Origin of the sequence: Xylanibacter ruminicola, from assembly GCF_900142525.1 — a bacterium.
Taxonomy (GTDB): domain Bacteria; phylum Bacteroidota; class Bacteroidia; order Bacteroidales; family Bacteroidaceae; genus Prevotella; species Prevotella ruminicola_A.
This window is the reverse complement of sequence record NZ_FRBD01000017.1, coordinates 18,251-39,534: the sequence shown is the minus strand read 5'-3', so window position 1 is coordinate 39,534 and position 21,284 is coordinate 18,251. Positions and strand designations below refer to the sequence as shown.

The 21,284-nt window shown below is 45.7% G+C and carries 19 protein-coding genes; 16 read left to right on the top strand and 3 right to left on the bottom strand.

Going from position 1 to position 21,284, the window contains the following annotated elements; translation table 11 throughout:
- The first annotated feature begins 3 nt into the window (after positions 1-3).
- The 6 genes from BUB86_RS11445 to BUB86_RS11420 are packed head-to-tail and all read left to right on the top strand — an operon-like array spanning position 4 to position 8,295.
- On the top strand, positions 4-3,309 hold the full coding sequence (locus BUB86_RS11445) for an AAA family ATPase (RefSeq protein ID WP_073209618.1): 3,306 nt from the start codon (positions 4-6) through the stop codon (positions 3,307-3,309).
- A gap of 6 nt (positions 3,310-3,315) precedes the next feature.
- Entirely contained in the window at positions 3,316-3,888 is a 573-nt protein-coding gene (locus tag BUB86_RS11440) for an FHA domain-containing protein (RefSeq protein WP_081373225.1), read from the top strand.
- A gap of 20 nt (positions 3,889-3,908) precedes the next feature.
- Positions 3,909-4,652 carry a PP2C family protein-serine/threonine phosphatase gene (locus tag BUB86_RS11435; protein WP_073209613.1) on the top strand — a complete coding sequence of 248 codons (744 nt, stop codon included), beginning with the start codon at positions 3,909-3,911 and terminating at the stop codon, positions 4,650-4,652.
- A 19-nt stretch (positions 4,653-4,671) separates the two neighbouring features.
- On the top strand, positions 4,672-5,589 hold the full coding sequence (metA, locus tag BUB86_RS11430) for a homoserine O-succinyltransferase (RefSeq protein ID WP_073209611.1): 918 nt from the start codon (positions 4,672-4,674) through the stop codon (positions 5,587-5,589).
- A gap of 5 nt (positions 5,590-5,594) precedes the next feature.
- On the top strand, positions 5,595-7,379 hold the full coding sequence (locus BUB86_RS11425; protein WP_073209609.1) for a peptidase U32 family protein: 1,785 nt from the start codon (positions 5,595-5,597) through the stop codon (positions 7,377-7,379).
- Positions 7,363-8,295: a beta-carotene 15,15'-monooxygenase gene (locus BUB86_RS11420; protein ID WP_073209607.1), complete on the top strand. Its 933-nt coding sequence runs from the start codon at positions 7,363-7,365 to the stop codon at positions 8,293-8,295. The genes BUB86_RS11425 and BUB86_RS11420 overlap by 17 nt, the downstream gene beginning before the upstream one ends.
- Here the strand turns inward: BUB86_RS11420 and hemW are convergent.
- Positions 8,292-9,398, bottom strand: a complete 1,107-nt coding sequence (gene hemW, locus BUB86_RS11415; protein ID WP_073209605.1) for a radical SAM family heme chaperone HemW — start codon at positions 9,396-9,398, stop codon at positions 8,292-8,294. The genes BUB86_RS11420 and hemW overlap by 4 nt on opposite strands.
- Positions 9,399-9,512: 114 nt before the next feature.
- Here hemW and BUB86_RS11410 point away from each other — a divergent pair, with 114 nt between their 5' ends.
- The 10 genes from BUB86_RS11410 (at position 9,513) to BUB86_RS11365 (ending at position 18,077) form a co-directional block, all read left to right on the top strand.
- The gene (locus tag BUB86_RS11410; protein WP_073209603.1) at positions 9,513-11,672 is read left to right on the top strand and encodes an elongation factor G; all 2,160 of its coding nucleotides are present in this window, start codon (positions 9,513-9,515) and stop codon (positions 11,670-11,672) included.
- Positions 11,673-11,851: 179 nt separating this feature from the next.
- On the top strand, positions 11,852-13,414 hold the full coding sequence (locus tag BUB86_RS11405; RefSeq protein WP_073209601.1) for a sensor histidine kinase: 1,563 nt from the start codon (positions 11,852-11,854) through the stop codon (positions 13,412-13,414).
- A gap of 43 nt (positions 13,415-13,457) precedes the next feature.
- A complete protein-coding gene (locus BUB86_RS11400) occupies positions 13,458-14,165 on the top strand; it encodes a response regulator transcription factor (RefSeq protein ID WP_073209779.1) in 708 nt (235 codons plus the stop codon).
- A gap of 9 nt (positions 14,166-14,174) precedes the next feature.
- Positions 14,175-14,357, top strand: coding sequence for a hypothetical protein (locus BUB86_RS17265; RefSeq protein ID WP_073209599.1), 183 nt, complete (start codon positions 14,175-14,177; stop codon positions 14,355-14,357).
- 118 nt (positions 14,358-14,475) lie between these two features.
- Positions 14,476-14,820, top strand: coding sequence for a 30S ribosomal protein S6 (gene rpsF / locus BUB86_RS11390; RefSeq protein ID WP_028912420.1), 345 nt, complete (start codon positions 14,476-14,478; stop codon positions 14,818-14,820).
- Positions 14,821-14,823: 3 nt separating this feature from the next.
- On the top strand, positions 14,824-15,090 hold the full coding sequence (gene rpsR, locus BUB86_RS11385; protein ID WP_013064765.1) for a 30S ribosomal protein S18: 267 nt from the start codon (positions 14,824-14,826) through the stop codon (positions 15,088-15,090).
- Between the two features lie 22 nt (positions 15,091-15,112).
- Positions 15,113-15,703: a 50S ribosomal protein L9 gene (rplI, locus tag BUB86_RS11380; RefSeq protein ID WP_073209597.1), complete on the top strand. Its 591-nt coding sequence runs from the start codon at positions 15,113-15,115 to the stop codon at positions 15,701-15,703.
- Positions 15,704-15,872: 169 nt separating this feature from the next.
- On the top strand, positions 15,873-16,367 hold the full coding sequence (locus BUB86_RS11375; protein ID WP_073209595.1) for an RNA polymerase sigma factor: 495 nt from the start codon (positions 15,873-15,875) through the stop codon (positions 16,365-16,367).
- On the top strand, positions 16,364-16,993 hold the full coding sequence (locus BUB86_RS11370) for a hypothetical protein (RefSeq protein WP_073209593.1): 630 nt from the start codon (positions 16,364-16,366) through the stop codon (positions 16,991-16,993). Before BUB86_RS11375 ends, BUB86_RS11370 begins: the two co-directional genes overlap by 4 nt.
- Entirely contained in the window at positions 16,983-18,077 is a 1,095-nt protein-coding gene (locus BUB86_RS11365; protein ID WP_073209592.1) for a hypothetical protein, read from the top strand. The genes BUB86_RS11370 and BUB86_RS11365 overlap by 11 nt, the downstream gene beginning before the upstream one ends.
- On the opposite strand, the gene BUB86_RS11360 is transcribed toward BUB86_RS11365, so the two are convergent.
- Both BUB86_RS11360 and BUB86_RS11355 read right to left on the bottom strand, forming a co-directional pair.
- Positions 18,078-20,618, bottom strand: a complete 2,541-nt coding sequence (locus BUB86_RS11360) for a TonB-dependent receptor domain-containing protein (RefSeq protein ID WP_073209591.1) — start codon at positions 20,616-20,618, stop codon at positions 18,078-18,080.
- Complete coding sequence (locus BUB86_RS11355; protein ID WP_073209590.1) at positions 20,618-21,283, bottom strand: DUF4974 domain-containing protein; 666 nt, start codon at positions 21,281-21,283, stop codon at positions 20,618-20,620. Before BUB86_RS11355 ends, BUB86_RS11360 begins: the two co-directional genes overlap by 1 nt.
- Position 21,284: the final 1 nt, after the last annotated feature.

The window sequence follows — 21,284 nt, the reverse complement described above, 5'->3', positions numbered from 1 at the left end:
AAAATGGTTTGTCAGAATTGTCATAAAGAAAACAGAAGCATAGCAAAGTTCTGCAAGTGGTGCGGTCAACCACTTGCAAGCACTGATCTGCTTGATAAACTGGTTGGACTAGATGAAGTGAAGAACCAGCTCAAAACCATTGTCGATACCTATACGTTTCTGCGTTCTCGCAAGGATATCTCTAATGCCCGTATATCAGTAAACGCCATTGTGATTGGTGAAACGGGTACGGGTAAAACTGCATTGGCCGAGATTCTGCGCGATTACTTCTACCAGCACAAGATTATTGAAAAGCCAAAGCTGACGATGGTAGATGCAGTAGATTACCAGCGATTTGTCGACAAGTGGGATGATAATATCAAGAAGGCAAAGAATGGTATATTGTTCTTCGACAATGTGCAGAAGCTATTACCAGATAAGTATTCTAATCAGGTTAACCCACTCGATAAACTGTTTGTCGAGATGGATAAGTGGGAAGACAACCCTATCGTAATCATATCAGGATTGACGAAGGGATTGGAAGACTTCTTAGAGAGTAACCCGGCTGTAGCCAACCGATTCAAGTATACGTTCCGCATGACAACTCCTGGTTATCAGGAACTTACTGAGATATGTAAGATGGATTTGCGTTTCAAGTATGGTATTACTGAATTCTCTCCTGAGGCAGAAAGTCAACTGTCACGTTTCTTCAAGTATCAGGTAAAGATAAAGGACGAGACCTTTGGAAACGCACATCTAGCCAACAAAACTGCAGAGGATATATTTACCCAGTATATCAGTCGTGGTGCAAATGCCACAAGGGTAGAGATTGGCGACATCAAGGGATATGTTCCTGAGGAACGCTCTGTTGAGGATATTCTTAAAGATCTGGATACATATATTGGTATGGATGAGGTTAAGGCTGCCGTTAAAGAGATGGCCTACTCGGTACAGAATGCTATGCAGCGTGCAGAACGCGGGCTTGGCGAGCAGGAGAAGATGTCTATGCACATCATCCTTACAGGTAATCCAGGTACTGGTAAAACTACCATCGCTCGTAAATTAGGTGAGATATTAGCCGCAATCGGATATTTGGATAGCGGTCATGTAGTAGAAGTGGATCGTGCCAAGATGGTGAGTCAGTATCAAGGCGAAACGCCTAAGGTGGTTGATGCACTCTGCGATAAGGCAAAGGGTGGAATCTTGTTTGTCGACGAGGCATATACGCTAGCTCCTGTAAGTGCTTCTGGCGATAGAGATGCCCAAGGTGCACAGGCTTTGGAAAAACTGATGAAGCGTATGGAGGATGATCGCGGACAGTTTATTGTGATTGCTGCAGGTTATCGCACTGAAATGGAGAACCTGTTCCGTGTTAACCCAGGCTTCCGCAGTCGTTTCAACTATTTCCTCGATATCAAGGACTACTCGCCTGAGCAGTTGTACCAGATTATGCAGGTATTTGCCAAGCAGAAGAAATATATCTTCTCGCCAGAAGCAGAGATTATCACTCAGAAGATGATTAAGGAGATGTACGACTCGCGTGACAAGGATTTCGCAAATGGTCGTACCATGCGTACACTCTTCGATCAGATTTGTAAGAAACAGGCTCAACGTCTGCAGGGTGTAAACATCTCTATGATGAGCAACGAGGAGTTGATGACCATTGTTCAGGAGGATATCCCATACGATGCACCACAGACTGTAAGTGCTACAGACTGTCTGAAGAAACTCGACGGACTTGTTGGACTTTCTGGTGTCAAGAAGGAAATCTCGAACCTCACTGCATTCCTCAATCTGCAGATTGCTCGTGGCGAAACCGATACCTTCCAAGGCAAGCATTATGTATTTACAGGTAATCCTGGTACTGGTAAAACAACTGTCGCCAGAATCATGGCTGACATTTTCAAGACACTTGGTGTTGTAGCAAGAGGACAGCTTGTTGAAGCCGACCGTTCTAAGTTGGTGGCTGGATTCTCTGGTCAGACTGCGATTAAGACCAACCAATTAGTTGATCAAGCTCTTGGTGGTGTGCTGTTTATCGATGAGGCATACACACTTAAGTCGAGTGATGGCGATACGTTCGGGGCAGAAGCAATCGACACCTTGTTGAAACGTTTGGAAGACGATCGTGGTAAGTTCATTTGTATTGTTGCTGGATATACTGACAACATGCACGACTTTATCGATTCAAACCCAGGTTTGAAGAGTCGATTCACACAAACTATTCACTTCGACGACTATACACCAGACGAGTTGACAGAGATTTTCTTGAATCTTGCTGCTGGTAAGAACTTTACTGTCGACGAGGATACTAAGGCTGCTATCCATAGGTTGTTCGAACAGCTCTATCTGCGTCGCGACAAGAACTTTGGTAATGCTCGTGAGGCACGTCGCATTTTCAACGAGGCTGTTGAGCGTCAGAGTCAGCGCCTTGTAAAGGAGATGACAAATCCAGGATTCCAAGAGGCCGATATGTATGCACTTACCAAGGACGATCTGCCATTGTCGCAGGGCGAGGCTGCGCGTCCACTCGATGTGGTACTCAACGAACTCGAAGAGTTCATTGGCATGCGCAGTGTCAAGGATTCCATCCGCCGTTTGGCTGTACAGAGCATGTTCATGAAGCAGCGTGCTGCAATGGGGGCTGGTAATGTTCAGCAAATGGCTATGAACTTTATCCTTACTGGTAACCCTGGAACAGGTAAGACATCGATAGCACGCAAGATGGGTGAGATACTCCAGGCAATGGACATCCTGCCAACATCGCGTGTCATCGAGGCAAGCCGTGCTACACTTGTAGGAAAGTATATGGGTGAGACGCCAAAGATCGTTAACAGCATGTGCGATAAGGCGATGGGTGGTATCTTGTTTATCGATGAAGCCTATACGCTGAGCGATGGTGGCGATATGTACGGTAAGGAAGCCATCGACACTCTGATGAAGCGAATGGAAGACGATCGTGGTAAGTTTGTAGTGATAGCCGCAGGTTATAAGGATAAGATGGAAGAGTTCCTGATGATGAATGCAGGACTTGCCAGCAGATTCACTCATAAATTACACATTGACGACTACGATCCTGACGAGCTGCTTGCCATCTACAAGCACATGGCTAAAAAGGAGCAGTACAAGCTGTCGCCTGAGTCTGAGCTCAAGGCACTCGATAAGATTTACAAGATGGTGCTTGCCAAGAGCGACTCTTGGGGCAATGCTCGCGAGATGCGCAACCTGCTCGATTCTACCATCCAGAAGTTGTCACAGCGTGTATCTATGCTGCCGCCTGATCAGGTTACGAAGGAAACATATCAGATTATACTACCAGAAGATATTTAAAGAAAGATGATTATTTGTCCAGCATGTAAAGAAGGAATAGAAGACGATTCCCATTTCTGTGACCAATGTGGGCAGGAGTTGCTTTTCTGTAAGCAGTGCGGTCATGTGGGACTAGGAAGGCGTTGCACACGTTGTGGCGGCTTGATGGTTTCGCGACATGAGAAAGCTGTTGAAAAGCAACCAGATGCGAACGTCAGCGTTAGTGTATCTAACGTTTCGTCGAGCGTGTCTATGGGACCAAGCATCTCTATTTCTCAGGCAGGTCCTTCTCGTGGAGGACTACCAGTACTGACATTAGCTAATGAAAGCCTCAATATACGAATCGTTGCTATGAACGGAGCTATTATCGGTCGCCGTAAGGGACCGTATATCCAGTTCTTCGAACAGCATTCTTATGTATCGGGTGTTCATGCCCAGTTAAAGTACAAACCCGATTCAGGTTGGTGTGTTATTGATAAACATTCGTCGAATGGTACACGAGTCAACCAGCGCCCAATTCAGCCTGATGTCGAAATGTCGTTGAACAATGGTGATGTGCTCACTATTGCCAACATAAACCTCCAAGTTATAATAAGATAGTTTAGTATTACTTAGATAAAATGATAACAATACACATAACTTCTGCCAGTAAGGTGGGCTGCGTACGTAGTCAGAACGAAGACATGGTACTTGTTGGAAACCATTTTGTGAGAAATGATGGCTTTAAAACACGAGTAGATTTGACTAATAGCGATCGCTATCTTGTAGCCGTTGCAGATGGCATGGGTGGCCATAATCGTGGTGATGTGGCTAGTAGTGATGCGTTGCACAATCTTCAGTTCTTCTTCCATGATTTGCCAACGGGACTGAATCCTGGTGGTATCAACGAGATGATGGTAGGGTGGTTGGATTCTATTAACAATATCGTAGCGTCAAAGGGACGTAGTGATGAACAGTACAAGGGAATGGGTACCACTTTAGTTGGATTGGCCTTCTATGAGGGCGAATTCTATTCGCTTAACTGTGGTGATAGTCGTCTGTATCGTTTCCGCGATGGTGAGCTTACCCAACTCACTTCCGATCATTCGCTTAGCAATATGCTGGGTTCATCTCAACACTCGAACATCATTACCAACTGTATTGGAGGCGGATGTTCTACATCTTTCATTGATATAGTTAAGATTACTGCTGATGTTAAGGCAGGCGACGTTTACATGTTATGCAGCGATGGTCTTACTGACATGCTGCCTGACCATATCCTTACCACATTACTTACAAATGGTTCTGATGCAAACAATCTCTGCGATGCCGCTGTGGCAGCAGGAGGTTTAGACAACGTATCGTGTTGTGTGTTGCAGTTTTAAAAGATAGGAAATATAAGAAATGCCTTTAAGATTACCAGACAGACTGCCCGCCATCGATATTCTCAAGAACGAGAATATCTTTGTTATGGATAACTCGCGGGCCACTACTCAGGATATCCGTCCGCTTAAGATAGTTATTCTTAACCTGATGCCTCTTAAGATTACTACAGAGACAGATTTGGTTAGATTGCTGTCGAATACTCCATTGCAGATGGAAATCAATTTTATGAAACTTAAGAGTCATACTCCCAAAAATACTCCAATCGAGCATATGATGATGTTTTATCGTGACTTCGAGTCTATGCGAAACGAGAAGTTCGATGGCATGATTATTACAGGTGCTCCTGTTGAAACGATGGAGTTTGAGGATGTAACTTATTGGGATGAGATTACTGACATTTTTGATTGGGCAAAAAACCATGTAACAAGTACACTGTTCATCTGTTGGGCTGCACAGGCTGGACTCTATTATCACTATGGTGTGCCTAAGTATCCGCTCAAAAAGAAGATGTTTGGCATCTTCCCACAAACTCAGGTGGTAACGCATCTGCCCATATTCCGTGGGTTCGACGATGTGTTTATGATGCCTCATAGTCGTCATACCGAGATTCATCGTGAGGATGTCTTAGCCAATCCAGAACTTACTCTTCTAGCTGAATCTAAGGAGAGTGGTGTAAGTATGGTGATGGCTCGTGGTGGACGTGAGTTCTTTATTACTGGCCATTTGGAGTATGCGCCAAATACACTTGATAATGAGTATAAACGTGATAAGGGAGTACGTGATGATGTAGACATGCCCAAGAACTATTATCGCGATGATAATCCAGATAATGAGCCACTTGTAACTTGGCGTGCACATGCCAATCTGTTGTATTCCAACTGGATAAACTATTACGTTTATCAGGAAACTCCGTATAATATTGACGAAATCAAATAGGTCTAGTGACTCCTTTAGAACTATTAGCTCCCGCCAAGAATCTGGCTTGTGGTATTGCTGCCATTGATCATGGTGCTGATGCCGTATATATTGGAGCACCAAAATTCGGAGCCCGTGCTGCAGTGGGCAATAGTGTTGATGATATCCGTCAGTTGTGCGAATATGCTCATCCTTTTGGCGTTAAGATATATGTAACGCTGAACACTATTGTTTATGATGCTGAACTTGATGATGTTCGTAAGTTGATTGATCAATTGGCAGAGATTGGTGTCGATGCCATATTGGTGCAGGATATGGGCTTGCTGCAATTTATGGATGGCAAACCATTCGAGATTCATGCTTCCACGCAGACTGACAATCGTACAGCTGATAAGGTGCGTTGGTTGAAGCAATTAGGTTTCTCGAGAGCGGTTTTGGCACGAGAGTTGTCTGCTGAAGAAATAACTGAGATTCATCGTGAGGTGCCTGGTATCGAGCTTGAGGTGTTCGTTCATGGAGCCTTGTGTGTAAGCTATTCAGGCATTTGTTATGCATCCCAGAACTGTTTTCAGCGTAGTGCCAATCGTGGTGAATGTGCTCAGTTCTGTCGTATGCGCTTCTCACTTGTCGATGCTGATGGCGCTGAGATAGAGCATGAACGTTATCTGCTCTCGCTCAAAGATATGAATCAGAGTGATAATCTGGAGAAACTTATTGACGCTGGAGCTGTATCGTTTAAGATTGAGGGCCGACTCAAGGATGTGGCATACGTTAAAAATGTTACAGCTGCTTATAGCGAGCGTCTTAATGCCTTTATCCGCAAACATTCTGATGAATATTGTCGTGCTTCTAGGGGGCGATGCGAATATGCTTTCACTCCGAATCTCAGCCGCACTTTTAATCGTGGATACACTACCTATTTTGTTAATGGCCGCCAGCCAGATATTGCTTCTTTTGATACTCCTAAGGCTGTAGGCGAATTTGTGGGTAAGGTTAAGGAGATTCGTCACGATTCGTTTAATGTCGCAGGTACTGCTAGCTTTACTAATGGTGATGGGTTGTGTTTCTTGAATGCTGATCGCCAGTTCGAAGGATTTCGTGCAAATCGTGTAGTTGGTAATCGCATTTATCCTTTCAAGATGCCAGAAGGATTGCGTCCAGGAATGGCATTGTATCGTAATAATGATCAGGAGTTCGAGCGTATCTTGTCGAAATCTAGTGCTACTCGAAAGATTCCTATCAGCATAGATTTGCGAGCTGTAGATGATGGCTTTGAATTGAGCGCTAATAATACCACTTTGCATATCGCAGCAGAACATCAGTTAGCGCAGAAATCTCCTCGTGAGAATCTTGTTCGTCAGCTTTCTAAGCTTGGTGATACCATTTACGAGTGTACTGAGGTTAATGTGCCTGAAGACTTTAATTACTTCATTCCTAATAGCCAGCTATCCGATATGCGTAGGCGGTTGGTCGAGAAGCTTGCTGATTCTAGTCGCGAGGTTAAAAAGGCTAAGGTAGGTGTTAATTCAGGCGTAAAAGAACTCAGCTACCAAAATAATATCTCTAACCACCAAAGTGCAGTCTTCTATGGCACTGATCAATTATCTGCCTATGAGCTTAAAGGTGGTGATGGTCCTATTATGCAGTGTCGTCATTGCTTACGATATAGCCTTGGCTACTGTGTAAAGCGTGGTGGAAAACGCCCCACATGGCGCGAACCACTTTCTCTGGTATTGGGCGATGGTCGCCGTTTCCAACTTGAGTTTGATTGTAAACACTGTCAGATGAATGTCTATGCGTCGACTCGTTAGTATTCTGTTTGTTTCGGTTTTGCTATGTGGCTGCTACAATCGCGGTCCCATCACTCCTGATGCATGGGATCTTACTGAGCAGCAGCTCGATTCAATATCGTTCTATACTACTCATCACTACACCCAGAACTATAATTTCGTAGTTACAGGCGATTCGCTTGTTGTTGTGGCCCAACAGCCTGAGGATATGTCTGTGCCTGAGGTCGTGAGCATAGAACTTGAATCTATTGGCGAGGAGAAAAAGAAGGATTCCATCACAATCCGTCGTCATGAGCATGTAGTAGTGGCTGATATTAAGACCGTTCCCTCAGATACTATCGATTCAATATGGGTAAAGGTGGCGCGCGACCAACTAACCTTTGGTTGGGTTCACGAGAATGAACTTTTGTCTAAGGTGTCACCAGATGATCCCATCAGTCAGTTTATCGATACATTCTCTAATACCCATCTTCTGGTATTCTTAGCATTCTGCGTGCTTACAGGAGCTGCTTATGGTCTTCGTTTATTGATGCGCAAGGGCTGTAAGATTGTGCATTTCAATGATATCAAGTCATTTTATCCTACTGCTTTGTGCTTGCTCATTGCCTCATCTGCAGTGCTTTATAGTAGTATTCAGTTGTTTGGTCCAGAGACATGGCGACATTTCTATTATCATCCTTCACTCAATCCTTTTGCGTTGCCTTTCTGGCTTGGTGTTTTCGTGTCGTCTGTTTGGGCTCTTATCATTGTTGCTATTGCTACAACTGACGATGTATCACGTATGTTGCCACTTGGCGAGGCAATTCTTTATCTTATAGGTTTGGCTGCCGTATGTGCTGTGTTATATACGGTATTCAGTATAACCACCTTATATTATATAGGTTATCCGTTATTAATAGCCTATTATTACTTTGCAATAAAGAGGTTCAGACATTAAACAATCATCAGATCACTCATAACCATATCGCTAACAAACAAACCTTCTTTTGTTAGCGCCAGATGATTGTTTTCCAATTTTAGCAGGTTGGCCTCAATGTGGCGTTTGGCGTTGGCTATACAGTATTGGTGCTGATTATCGGGTAGGATAGTAAGGTCTAGTCCCTCTTTTGTTCTCAAGGCCACAGTAACGGTGTCGTTATAACGTGTGTTGTCATCAATGATCTCTTCTTCATAAGGTCGTTCTCCACGTTCCATGGCTTCTATATACTTGCGTATGTTTGCTACATTCCAACTGCGGGTTCTTATGTCGTATGAGTGGGCTGCTGCACCTATTCCGATATATGGAATGCCTTTCCAATAGTTGCTATTATGCCTGCTGCGATAGCCTTTTTGGGCAAAGTTGGATATCTCATAATGCTCGTATCCTGCTGATTCTAAGCGCTCTATCAGCGTGTAGTACATCTTTCGTTCCAACTCTTCGTCTATTTCCTTCACCTTGCCTTGTTCCAGCAATCTATAGAGTGGGGTACCCTCTTCATACATCAAGCAGTAAGTTGAAATATGCTCAACATCCAGTTCTAATGCCTTGTCGATATCTGCTTTCCACTCGTCTAGCGTCTGCTCTGGGAATCCATACATCAGGTCGATGCTGATGTTCCTGAAGCCGGCTTTGAACAGTGTCTCCACAGCATGAGGTACCTGCGAAGTATTATGCCTACGATGTAGAAATCTCAATCGTTCGTTGCTGAAAGTCTGTACCCCCATGCTGACGCGGTTTATGCCCATTGCGTAAAGTGACTTTGCAAATTCTAGGTTGATATCGTCAGGGTTTACTTCTATGGTTACTTCTGACGTGCCTTCCACCTTATTATATATATATATGGTCGTAAGGATACTTTCAAGTTGTTTGATGCTTAACTGCGATGGAGTTCCACCTCCTAGATAAATGGTGCTGATATTTTCGCTTGTAGCCCTCATCTTGAGTTCACTAATTATAGCATCAGTGTACCTCTCGCGGAGCTCCAGCCCCGTTGTCGAATAGAAGCCGCAATACACACATCGGCTGCTACAAAACGGAATATGAATGTATAATCCTGCCATTTTGGGTACAAAATTACAAATTTAGTTTAAAAAATAAAAGAAACTTTTGGTGTTTTCTCAAAAAATGCCTAATTTAGTGCCCGATATCGAATATTCACCTAAAAACCAAAAAATATGAAGGTATATCAGACTAACGAGATTAAAAACATTGCACTCATTGGCAGTGCGGGTAGCGGCAAGACTACTCTTGCCGAAAGTATGCTTTTTGAAGCAGGTATTATCAAGCGTCGTGGCTCTGTAGAGCAAAAGAACACCGTTAGCGATTATTTCCCTGTTGAGCAGGAGTATGGCTATTCGGTGTTTTCTACTGTATTCCACGTTGAGTGGAACAACAAAAAGCTCAATATCATCGACTGCCCAGGATCTGACGACTTCGTAGGTGGTTCAATCACCGCTATGAACGTTACTGATCAGGCTGTTATCCTTATCAATGGCCAGTATGGTCCAGAGGTAGGAACCATGAATGCTTTCCGAAATACAGAGAAACTCAATAAGCCAGTTATTTTCCTGGTTAACCAGCTCGATCGTGAGAATTGCGATTTCGATGCTATCCTAAACCAGCTTAAGGAGGTTTATGGTCCTAACTGTGTTCCAGTTCAGTATCCTATTGCTACAGGCCCTGGATTCAATGCTGTTATCGATGTGCTCCTGATGAAGAAGTACTCATGGAAGCCTGAAGGTGGTGCTCCAATCATCGAGGATATCCCTGCTGACCAGTTGGAGAAGGCCAAGGAATGGAAGGCTAAGCTCGTTGAAGCTGCTGCCGCTGGCGATGATACACTGATGGAGAAGTTCTTCGAGAGCGAGGATTTGAGCGAAGACGAAATGCGCGAGGGTATCCGTAAGGGGCTTGTAACTCGTAGCATCTATCCTGTATTCTGCGTATGTGCAGGTAAGGATATGGGTGTGCGCCGTCTTATGGAGTTCTTGGGTAATGTTGTACCATTTGTAAGCGAGATGCCTGTTATCCAGAATGCTGCTGGTCAGGATGTTCCTGCTGATGCCAATGGTCCTGAGTCTCTCTATTTCTTCAAGACAGGTGTCGAGCCACATATTGGCGAGGTATCTTACTTCAAAGTAATGAGCGGAGTTGTTAAGAGTGGCGACGACCTTACCAATGCCGATCGCGGTTCTAAGGAGCGTATTGGTACTATCTATGCTTGTGCTGGTGCCAACCGTATTCAGGTTGATCAGCTTGTTGCTGGTGATATCGGTTGTACCGTTAAACTTAAGGATGTTAAGACTGGCAACACCCTTAATGGTAAGGATGTAGAGAATAAGTTCAACTTCATCAAATATCCTAACTCTAAGTTCTCTCGTGCCATCAAGGCTGTTAACGAGGCTGAGACTGAGAAGATGATGGCTGCTCTGGCCAAGATGCGCCAGGAAGATCCTACATGGGTAGTTGAGCAGTCTAAGGAGTTGCGCCAGATTATTGTTCATGGTCAGGGAGAGTTCCACCTGCGCACCTTGAAGTGGCGTATGGAGAACAACGAGAAGATCCAGATTGAGTATATCGAACCAAAGATTCCATATCGTGAGACTATCACTAAGATGGCACGCGCCGACTATCGTCACAAGAAGCAGTCAGGTGGTGCAGGTCAGTTTGGTGAGGTGCATCTGATTGTCGAGCCTTATACTGAGGGTATGCCTGATCCTACAAGCTTCAAGATTAATGGTCAGGAGTTCAAGATGAACATCAAGGGTAAGGAAGAAATCAACCTCGAGTGGGGCGGTAAGTTGGTATTTATCAACTCTGTTGTAGGTGGTGCTATCGATATGCGTTTCATGCCTGCTATCCTGAAGGGTGTAATGGAGCGTATGGAGCAAGGCCCATTGACAGGTTCTTATGCCCGCGACGTTCGCGTCATCGTTTATGATGGTAAGATGCACCCAGTTGACTCTAACGAACTTTCATTCATGTTGGCTGCACGTAATGCCTTCTCAGCAGCCTTTAAGGAGGCTGGTCCAAAGGTTCTCGAGCCAATTTACGATCTTGAGGTTCTTGTACCAAGCGATTACATGGGTGATGTGATGAGCGATCTGCAGGGTCGTCGTGCCATCATCATGGGTATGGATTCCGAGGCTGGTTATCAGAAGTTGAGTGCTAAGATTCCTCTCAAGGAGCTCTCAAGCTATTCTATCGCTCTGAGTTCTATTACTGGTGGTCGTGCTTCGTTCACAACCAGTTTCTCAAGCTACGAGCTCGTGCCTAACGATATTCAGCAGGCTCTGATCAAGCAGCATGAGGAAGAGATGAAGGATGAGGATTAATCATTCCTTTGCTCAGATCCCCTTTATCTCCCCCTCTTAATTAGGGGGAGTTTTTTTTGTTCTATAATTAAATATATGAAACTAATATTCTTCAAATATGTTAATTCTATAAAATATGCCATAAATTATTAACATATTTGATTCTCCGTTTTAAGAAATCTCTTATCTTTGCACACGATATGAAGAAAAGTACGATTTGGACAATAGCAATAGTAATGGGCCTCTCATTCGTAGGTCTGCTCTATCTTCAGATTTCATACATCGATGCGATGGTGAAGATGAAGAAGGAGCAGTTCGATGAGAGTGTTAAACGCAGTCTTTATCAGGCATCACGTAATCTTGAGATGAACGAGACTCAGCGTTATCTGATGAAGGATGTGAAAGAAACCGAGCGTAAAGCGTTCAAACAGGACTCTGTGATGGTCGATGGTATTGATGGAACCATTAAGCACTCCCACCAGTTTGCTGTTGCAGCCGATGATGGCACTGTATATTCTAGCTTCGAGCTCAAAACATTTGCCATCCGTCCTGCCAATGTGCCCAAGGCCATGATTTTGCGTACTGATAAGAATTCTATTGCAGAGGCATCTAAGTCGCTTCAGGAGATTGTTCGAAACCGCTATATTTATGAGAAGGCACTTCTTGATGAGGTGGTTTATAAAATCCTTTATACAGCTAGCGACAAACCCCTGAAGGAGCGCGTTAACTTCAAGCTCCTTGATCAGGATATACGTACAGAGTTGCTTAACAATGGCATCAATATTCCTTATCACCTGCGTGTTGAAACATCAGATGGTCGTGAAGTGTACCGTTGTCCAGAGTACTCGGCCGAAGGCGAGGAATATTTCTTTCCTCAGGCTTTGTTCCAGAATGACCCATCGTCAAAGAATGGTGTTGTCAAGATCCACTTCCCTGACATGAGCTCTTATATTTTCTCAAGTATCCGCTTCATGATTCCTGCTGTGGTGTTCACTGTGGTGCTTCTGCTCACATTCCTGTTCACTATTGTGGTCATCTTCCGTCAGAAGCGTTATACTGAGATTAAGAACGACTTTATTAATAATATGACTCATGAGCTCAAAACTCCTATCGCATCAATCTCGCTTGCAGCGCAGATGATGAATGATGATAGTGTCACTAAGTCTGAGCAGATGACCAAGCACCTGAGTGGTGTTATCACCGATGAGTCTAAGCGCCTTCGCTTCCTGGTTGAGAAGGTGTTGCAGATGTCGATGTTTGATAAGAAAAGTATTGTGTTCAAGAAGAAAGAGCTCGACCTCAACGAGATGATCGAGAATATCGCCCAGTCGTTCACGCTGCGTGTAGAGCATACTGGTGGTAAGATTTATACTGAGATTGAGGCTGTCGACTCAGCTATCTTTGTCGATGAGGTTCACTTCCAGAATGCCATTACCAATCTGATGGACAACGCTGTTAAGTATCGCAAGCCCGAGGAACCACTCGATATTTATATAAAGACGTGGAACGAGCGCGATCTACTCTGTTTCTCTATCCGCGACACAGGTCAGGGTATCAAGAAGGAGAACGTTAAGAAGATATTCGAAAAGTTCTATCGTGTACATACAGGTAATGTTCACGATGTAAAAGGCTTCGGACTGGGTTTGGCTTACGTCAAGAAGATTATCAACCTGCACGATGGTGAAATCAAGTGCGATAGCGAGCTGGGTAAGGGTACCACTTTCACTGTATCGCTGCCCGTGCTGAAAGAAGACGAAAATTAATAAAAATAAAAATAGTATTAACTCAAAAACATTTTGAATTATGATGAACGACGACAAACTGAAAATCTTGCTTTGCGAGGACGACGAGAACCTCGGAATGCTGCTTCGTGAGTATTTGCAGGCCAAAGGCTTTGTTGCAGAACTCTGTGCTGATGGTGAGGCTGGCTTCAAGGCTTTCCTCAAGACAAAATTCGACATCTGTGTGCTCGATGTGATGATGCCTAAGAAGGATGGATTCACACTCGCTCAGGAAATTCGTTCAGCCAATACCGACGTGCCCATCATCTTCCTTACTGCCAAGACTCTGAAGGAGGATATCCTCGAAGGTTTCAAACTTGGTGCTGATGACTATATCACCAAGCCCTTCTCAATGGAGGAGCTGGTATTCCGTATTGAGGCTATCCTGCGCCGTACTAAGGGCAAGAAGAGCCGTGAGTCTACAGTATATCGTCTGGGTCAGTTCACATTCGACACCCAGAAGCAGCTGCTCCAGATTGGTGAGAAGCAGACCAAGCTTACTACCAAGGAGAACGAGCTGTTGGCTCTGCTCTGCAGCCACTCTAACGAGATTCTGCAGCGCGACTTTGCTCTGAAGACCATCTGGATCGACGATAACTACTTCAACGCTCGCTCAATGGATGTTTATATCACTAAGCTGCGTAAGCATCTCAAGGACGATCCACAGATTGAGATTATTAACATCCATGGTAAGGGTTATAAGCTTATCACCCCTGAGGTTGACGACGAGTAATATCTGATTGTGAAGAATCTTATAAATACATATCTTGGAGTAGCACTGGTTTTGGCTGGTGCTCTCCTTTTGATTGTCAGTTATCTTTCAGGTTTTACCCGCTATAATCTGGTGCTGCTTACTGGGCTGATAATCATCGTTTTAGGTGCAGTTTTGCATGTTCGACATCAGAAAAAGGGTGAAAAATATTAAAAATCATTAAATAATGGGTAACTGTCAATTGCCAATTGTCAATTCTCAATTATTCTTTGTACCTTTGCACCCGCTTTAAGCAAAACATTAATTAATTAATTTATTTTTTTAACGTAGTATGAATCAATACGAAACCGTTTTCATTTTAACTCCCGTTTTGTCTGATGAGCAGATGAAGGAAACGGCCGCAAAATTCAAGAAGGTTCTCACCGATAAGGGTGCAGAAATCATCAACGAAGAGGCCTGGGGATTGAAGAAGATGGCTTATGCTATTCAGAAGAAGTCTACAGGTTTCTACTGCCTGGTAGAGTTCAAGGCTGAGCCAGAAGTGATTAAGACATTGGAGACTGCTTTCCGTCGTGACGAGAAGGTGATTCGTTTCCAGACTGTTAAACTTGACAAGCATGCCGTTGAGTACGCCGAGAAGCGTCGTGCAAAGCTTGGTAAAAAAGAGGAGGCTTAAACTATGGCAGAACAGAGTGAAATCCGTTATTTGACAGCTCCTTCTATCGATACAAAGAAGAAGAAGTATTGCCGTTTCAAGAAGAGCGGTATCAAGTACATCGACTACAAGGATCCCGAGTTCCTGAAGAAGTTCCTGAACGAGCAGGGTAAGATTCTTCCCCGCCGTATCACAGGTACCTCTCTGAAGTATCAGCGCCGTGTGGCTCAGGCCGTTAAGCGTGCCCGCCAGATCGCACTGCTGCCTTACGTAACCGATTTGATGAAGTAATTAAAGAGGAGGACGCAAGATTATGGAAATTATACTGAAAGAAGATATTATCGGTCTGGGATTCAAGAACGATATCGTGAACGTTAAGTCAGGCTATGGCCGTAACTACCTCATCCCTCAGGGTAAGGGTGTTATTGCCAGTCCTTCAGCTAAGAAGATTCTCGCAGAGAACCTGAAGCAGCAGGCTCACAAGCTGGCTGCCCAGAAGGCTGCTGCTGAGGAGAAGGCTGCTCAGCTTAATGGTGTTGCCCTCGAGATTGCTGCTAAGGTTAGCGTTACTGGCCAGCTCTATGGTTCAGTAGGTGCTGCTCAGGTAGCTGAGGAGCTTGCTAAGCTGGGTAAGGAGGTTGATCGCAAGATCATCACCATGAAGGATGCTAAGCGCATTGGTGATTATGTAGCTCTGGTACACTTCCACAAGGAGGTAATCGTTGAGTTGCCAGTTAAGGTAGTTGCTGAGAACGCTGCTGAGCTGCAGGCTGCTGCCGAGGCTGAGGCTGCTATCAAGGCTGCTGCTGATGCCAAGAAGGCTGCTGCTGACGCAGTAGAGGAAGTTGCTGAGGAGGTTGAGGCTGAGGCCGAGGCTACTGAGGAGGCTCCCGCAGAGGCATAAGATTTTAAATCATAACAATTAATAATTGCTGTAAGGCATCATTATTTATTATGACAACAGCGTCCCGAGGGCAACAAACCCTCGGGATTTCTTTTTCTTGTTAAACTAAGTTAATCAAAGTTTGGTTTTTCTGCTTTTGTGTGTCTAATTGGTATAAAGCAAAAGTTAGATGGAAAAAAGTGCATTCGAACAAATGGCCCGCACGTGGCGCGAAAAGGCGCTAAGCGTTAGTATCCACTACGGGGCGGGTAAGGCCGAGGCCGAAGACATCGCGCAGGATGTGATGCTCCGCCTATGGCAGATGCACGACGAACTCGATCGATATAACTCTGTTGAGGCCATTGTCGCCCTGATGTCACGTCGTTTGTTGCACAATCATCAGCGTCGAAAACCTGCAGAGGCACTCTCAGAGGCCATCACCGTGAGTCTTACTGCTAGTCCCCACGAAGAGCTTGTGACGAAGGAGAACGAAGAATGGCTCACCGCCCGCCTCCAGCAGCTGCCCACCACCCAGCGCACTCTGCTTTATCTCAGGCAAGTTGAAAGGCGCAGTCACGAAGAGATTGCTACACTACTTGGCATTGAGCCCACATCAGTAAGTACACTGTTGGCCAGGGCGCGCCACACATTATTAGAAGAAATCAAACAGCGAAACAAACAATGATACAGTACACTAAAGAGGTTATCGAGAAGTTGCTCCTGAAGTATATGGATGGCACTTCTACACTCGACGAGGAGACCATTCTTGCCCAGTACTTCAAGGGCGAGAACATCCCTGAGGAGTGGCTCTGCTATCAGCAGATGTTCCTGGAGATCGAGGCTATGGCGCCACAGCCCAAATCCCATCGCCGTTGGGCCGTATGGAGCATTGCAGCTGCAGCTGTTGTGGCAGGCGTGTTGTATCTCGCTGTTCCCCAGCGCCAGACCCAATTGGCTCCTACTTCACCACTCGTAGCTCAGGCCGACACCACCGCTCAGCAGTCAGCACAGCCTGATGCTCAGTCAGCTGAGCGCAGCGATACTGTTGCTGCTCAACCAGTAATACCTATAGCATCGCCACAGCAACCAGTAAAGTCGAAGGCCAAGAAGCGTAGCATGCGAAAGTCTGAGCCTACTATTCATGATTACGATAAGGCTTACGCGCTGATGGCTCAGGCCGAGCAAGTCAAGGCTCAGATGGAGATCCTCAATGCTCAGTTGGCTGCTTATGGCTACATTCCCGTCATGCAAGAAGATGGTACCATAATCTATATTAACGAACAAGAAAAATTAATTGCATATGAAGAGTAAATACTTTTTCCTCTCAGCCATGTTGTTGGCCATGCCTTCAACCATGATGGCTCAGCAGAACATCAAGAAAGCATTCGATGCCCTGCTTAATGACAAAGTTACCGAGAACAAGACGCGCCATGTGCTTGATCGTGACCCTGAGACTGGACGTATGACGGCTCTGGCCGATGTCTACGATTTGACAATCAGTTCCAGTTCAGCTCTCAATCGCTTAAATGATGTCCGTAAGGCTTTTGATAAAGATAGAAAGGATGCTTATTCAGTTAATTCTGGCCTGCGCGAAAAAGATGGCGAGGGTGTTGAAACAGAGAGCTTTTCAAGTCTTTTCGAATCATTAGGTTTTGCTCCAGTCACACTTTTTGTGGGCGATGGCCGACATCAGTCAGTGTCTATTGGTTCTATGAAAGGGTCTGAGTACATCTATGCCTGTTTTGCTGATAAGGACGATCCTGATCATCGTTATCGCTATGCCTACGCATTGGAGTGGGCCGAGAAGGCTAAAAAGACTAAGGTGCGCCTGGCTGTTACTTATGCCCTGCGCCCAGAAGCACGCGATGGAAAAGCCAAGAAAACTAATGTGAGTCGCGTTATCGTGAATGGCAAGGATGTAATAAACGAGAGCGCTACAACAGGCTCTGGCGAAGGCAAAGTCATGAATCGCATTTTTATCAATGGTAAGAAGTATAAAGGTGGTAGTGCAGATAATGACAAAATATTGTTAGAAGGCATTAAGATTAATGGCAAAGATGTTGATATTGACGGCATTCGTGACATAATTGAGGAGAACATGAATAATGGTGGTAACATGATTAACATCGATTCTTTGTTGGCCAATCGCGCTAGGACCCCCGAGTCATGGCTCAGCGAGTTCAATGCCTACAAGCGCCTGTTCCTGAAGAATCCTGATGGCTCTACTGCCACTCACTATGCCACATCTATCTATAGTCTCTGCAAGAAATCGGCCATACTCGAGCCTGATGAGAAAACGCTGGTTATCAACGAACTCACCAAGCTCAAGGAGAAAACTACCGATGAACTCATTCAGAATGTGTTCGAAATGAGTATTAAGAAACTAAAAGAATAATCACATTCTCCTCTTTTCGTCATTACCTGCGCCAGTACCCTTGTACTTGGTGCGGGTATTGTTGAAGTTATAGGTCACTCGTAGCGCTATGCTACGGCTGTAGTTGTAACAGTCCTTGCTGGCTTCAGCGCCCATTCCGTACATAGTCCATCGCTCGCGTATGGTCTTAAATATGTCGTCAGCAGTCAGCGTCACCACCCAGCGTTCGTTTTCAAACGATTTCCTAATGGCGGCATCCACGCTGAAGCGTTCGCGCATCTTGCGGAATCCCTCGTAGCTGCAGGTGTAAGCCCTTAGTGAGAATCCTGCCATCAGCGACTTGCTGAACACGAATCTGTTGTTCCATTTTATTCTGAACGAAGGCTTGTTCAGGTTTATGTCGCTTCCATAATCCTTGGTGTTAAATATCTGCTGTTCGTACGAGAGTTCAAGTGTGGGGCGATATTTCTTGAATATGGGAGCCAGAAAAATGTTGCCATACAGTGATTGGTGATGGTCAAAGTTCATGTTGGTGGTATATGTTATTTCCTGATTGTCCAGCAGTTTCTTTACCCACACCATGGCATCCTTAATATAGGTGTATCCCAGTGTGGCGCTTATCCATCTGTAGGTAGCTCCTGTCTCAATGTTGTATACCTTCTCTGGGCGCAATGCGGGGTTACCGCCCTCGTACATATAGCGGTTGTCGTATTGCATGTAGTTTCTTAGGTTGTGATAGCTTGGGCGATGCATCTTCTCGTTCATGCTCAGTTGCCAGCTCCAGTCGTCCTTTCTCCATGTCACGCTGAGGTTGGGGAACAGGTTGTGGTAGGTGCGGCTCACGTCGTCCTGCTTCACACCATACAGATAGTAGTTCCTCACCACATCCTCGTATCTCACTCCAGCGCCCATGTACCAGTGACCTGCTGATAGCTCGTACTGAGCAAATCCTGCAATGTTGTGCTCCTTGATGTCTGTCTCCGACGATGACACGTATCCCTCTTCGTTGATAAACACACCGTGCGATTTTGTCTTTGTGAGCTCTGTGCCCACTTTCAGTTTTCCGCCCATCACGGGGTAGTCCAATATCAGCTTGGCGGCATACATGTGGTTGCTCTCCTTGCTGTTCGAGTGTACGTTGCGGTTGTCAAGTTCTTCGCTCGTCTCTATGGTCAGGTCGTTACGCTTGTCAGTGCCGTAGTAATACGTACCGTTCAGGTCTATCCCCATCTGTCCTATCTTTCCCTGGTAGTACGCGTTCAGTGTGTGTCGGTGTGGTATGGGGCTCATTTCCTCTGTTGCGTTCACTATGCCCTCCATCACGCCGTTTCTCGATATCTCTTGTCGGCTCCATCCTGTGCTCTTCGAGTGTATCATGGTGTAGTAATGATACGATGCACCAATCGAGTTGCTGTCGTTCACCCAGTAGTCGCTTGCCACGTACTCCGATACGCCAGTCTGTCGCGTTGATATGGGGATGTACTGTTTCACCTTGATGTCGTCCTTATCTGTGTGTATGTTAAAGTCAAGGTTGTTGTCCTCTCCGAATGCACTGCTGTATATGTATGCATCATTGATAATCTCAAACTTTTTTGTCTGATATTTCAGCATCAGCTCCTCATATCCGTTCCACCAGTTGTTGTAGCTCACGTTGGCATCGTTGCGTACGCTCAGCCCCTCTGCAGTGCGCTTGCGCGTTTTTATTCTGATCACTGATTCCACCTCGGCATCGTACTGTGCACCAGGACTGGTAATGACTTCAATCGACTTGATGTCCTCCGACTTCAGCTGCTGCAGCTCCTGTGTGTTCATCATCTTCTTGTTGTTGATGTAGATAAGTGGTGCGCCCTTGCCAAACACGGTCACATTGCTGCCATTGACTGATACGCGTGGCAGCTGCCCCAGCACGTCGAGTGCTGTTCCCATTTTGGCCAGCAGGGTGCCTTCTACCGCAATCTCCATGCCGCCCATGGTCATCTGGTACTGCTGTGTGCCTTTCACCACCACGTTTTTCAGCATGTGGTTTTCGGGCGTCAGGTGTATGGTGCCCGTCTGCGTGCTGCTGCACTGTTTGTAGATGGTTTTGTAGCCCACATACGATATGCGTGCCAATACGGGCTTCTGATCGCAGGGGATGACAAACAGGCCGCTCTCGTTCGACACGCCTCCTGCTATCAGTGTCGAGTCTTCTGTCGATAGCAGTGCTATGTTGGCGTAGGCCACGGGTTGGTTCTGCTGGTCCACTATCGTGCCCTTGTAGCGGGGTATGCTTTTCTGTGGGCACTCCACGGTTATCTCGTTTCCCTCTATCGTCATGTGGATAGGGTAGAAGCCTATCATCTGCTGTATGGCGTCTGGTAGTGATTTATTGCGTATTTTTGTGGTGATGCGGAAGTCCTCCAGCTCATTATACATAAAGCTGATGGTGTAGTCCTTATGCTGCTCGTTCAGTTGTCGCAGCGCATCGCTTATCGACACGTTGTTGTAGTCGCGGGTTATATTCTGCGCCCAGCCCGTAAAGGCCAGGCAGCAGAATAAGAGAGAGAATATGTTGCGTTTCATTATTTTATGGTCAGCTTATGGTCGTTCAGTTCTATGTTAATGCTCTCAAAGCGGTTCAGTCGCTCCACCACGTGCTTCAGCGTCTCCTGGCTGTTCCATTCAAAGTAGAGCCTGTATTGGCGTGCGTCTTCGTTTTCAAACTCCACCTCAGCGCCATAGTGCGCAGCTATCTGTGGCAGAATCTTAGTCAGTTCTACGTTGTCGAACACCACTGGTTTTGCTGCAGCAATGGTGTCTGTGGGCGTTTCGTCATCATACTGTGTGGATGCTGGCGCAGCTGCTGGTGCCTCGATCTTTGTGGGCTTAGGGGCAGGCTGGCTTACGCTCTTTACTATCTGTATGGCGGCAAAGGCCACGCCTGCTGTCAGCACAGCGCCTATCAGCATGGCTGCTATCTTCCTTAGCGGCATCATGACGTGCTTGGTTTGGGGGGCATCAAATTCCAGGTGGTGCTTGGCGGCAAACTCTACCCACTCCTTATCTATGTCAATCTCTTCTTCGTTGGCCTCCTGTTTGGTCAGTGCGCGCTTGGCGGTAGCCAGCTGCTCCATCATCTCTGCCAGCTCTGTGTCTTCGGCCAGCAGGCTGTTCAGCTGCTCGTTGCTGTATTTCTCCGGGTGCTCCTGCATGTCAAGTAGCAGGTCTATTTTGTCTTGATTCCTCATA

What these genes read in the sequence shown, in the direction of transcription:
- BUB86_RS11445 (WP_073209618.1), top strand. Translation starts at nt 4, where the DNA reads ATGGTTTGTCAGAATTGTCATAAAGAAAACAGAAGCATAGCAAAGTTC.
- BUB86_RS11440 (WP_081373225.1), top strand. Translation starts at nt 3,316, where the DNA reads ATGATTATTTGTCCAGCATGTAAAGAAGGAATAGAAGACGATTCCCAT.
- BUB86_RS11435 (WP_073209613.1), top strand. Translation starts at nt 3,909, where the DNA reads ATGATAACAATACACATAACTTCTGCCAGTAAGGTGGGCTGCGTACGT.
- metA (WP_073209611.1), top strand. Translation starts at nt 4,672, where the DNA reads ATGCCTTTAAGATTACCAGACAGACTGCCCGCCATCGATATTCTCAAG.
- BUB86_RS11420 (WP_073209607.1), top strand. Translation starts at nt 7,363, where the DNA reads ATGCGTCGACTCGTTAGTATTCTGTTTGTTTCGGTTTTGCTATGTGGC.
- hemW (WP_073209605.1), bottom strand. Translation starts at nt 9,398, where the DNA reads ATGGCAGGATTATACATTCATATTCCGTTTTGTAGCAGCCGATGTGTG.
- BUB86_RS11410 (WP_073209603.1), top strand. Translation starts at nt 9,513, where the DNA reads ATGAAGGTATATCAGACTAACGAGATTAAAAACATTGCACTCATTGGC.
- BUB86_RS11405 (WP_073209601.1), top strand. Translation starts at nt 11,852, where the DNA reads ATGAAGAAAAGTACGATTTGGACAATAGCAATAGTAATGGGCCTCTCA.
- BUB86_RS11400 (WP_073209779.1), top strand. Translation starts at nt 13,458, where the DNA reads ATGAACGACGACAAACTGAAAATCTTGCTTTGCGAGGACGACGAGAAC.
- rpsF (WP_028912420.1), top strand. Translation starts at nt 14,476, where the DNA reads ATGAATCAATACGAAACCGTTTTCATTTTAACTCCCGTTTTGTCTGAT.
- rpsR (WP_013064765.1), top strand. Translation starts at nt 14,824, where the DNA reads ATGGCAGAACAGAGTGAAATCCGTTATTTGACAGCTCCTTCTATCGAT.
- rplI (WP_073209597.1), top strand. Translation starts at nt 15,113, where the DNA reads ATGGAAATTATACTGAAAGAAGATATTATCGGTCTGGGATTCAAGAAC.
- BUB86_RS11375 (WP_073209595.1), top strand. Translation starts at nt 15,873, where the DNA reads ATGGAAAAAAGTGCATTCGAACAAATGGCCCGCACGTGGCGCGAAAAG.
- BUB86_RS11370 (WP_073209593.1), top strand. Translation starts at nt 16,364, where the DNA reads ATGATACAGTACACTAAAGAGGTTATCGAGAAGTTGCTCCTGAAGTAT.
- BUB86_RS11365 (WP_073209592.1), top strand. Translation starts at nt 16,983, where the DNA reads ATGAAGAGTAAATACTTTTTCCTCTCAGCCATGTTGTTGGCCATGCCT.
- BUB86_RS11360 (WP_073209591.1), bottom strand. Translation starts at nt 20,618, where the DNA reads ATGAAACGCAACATATTCTCTCTCTTATTCTGCTGCCTGGCCTTTACG.
- BUB86_RS11355 (WP_073209590.1), bottom strand. Translation starts at nt 21,283, where the DNA reads ATGAGGAATCAAGACAAAATAGACCTGCTACTTGACATGCAGGAGCAC.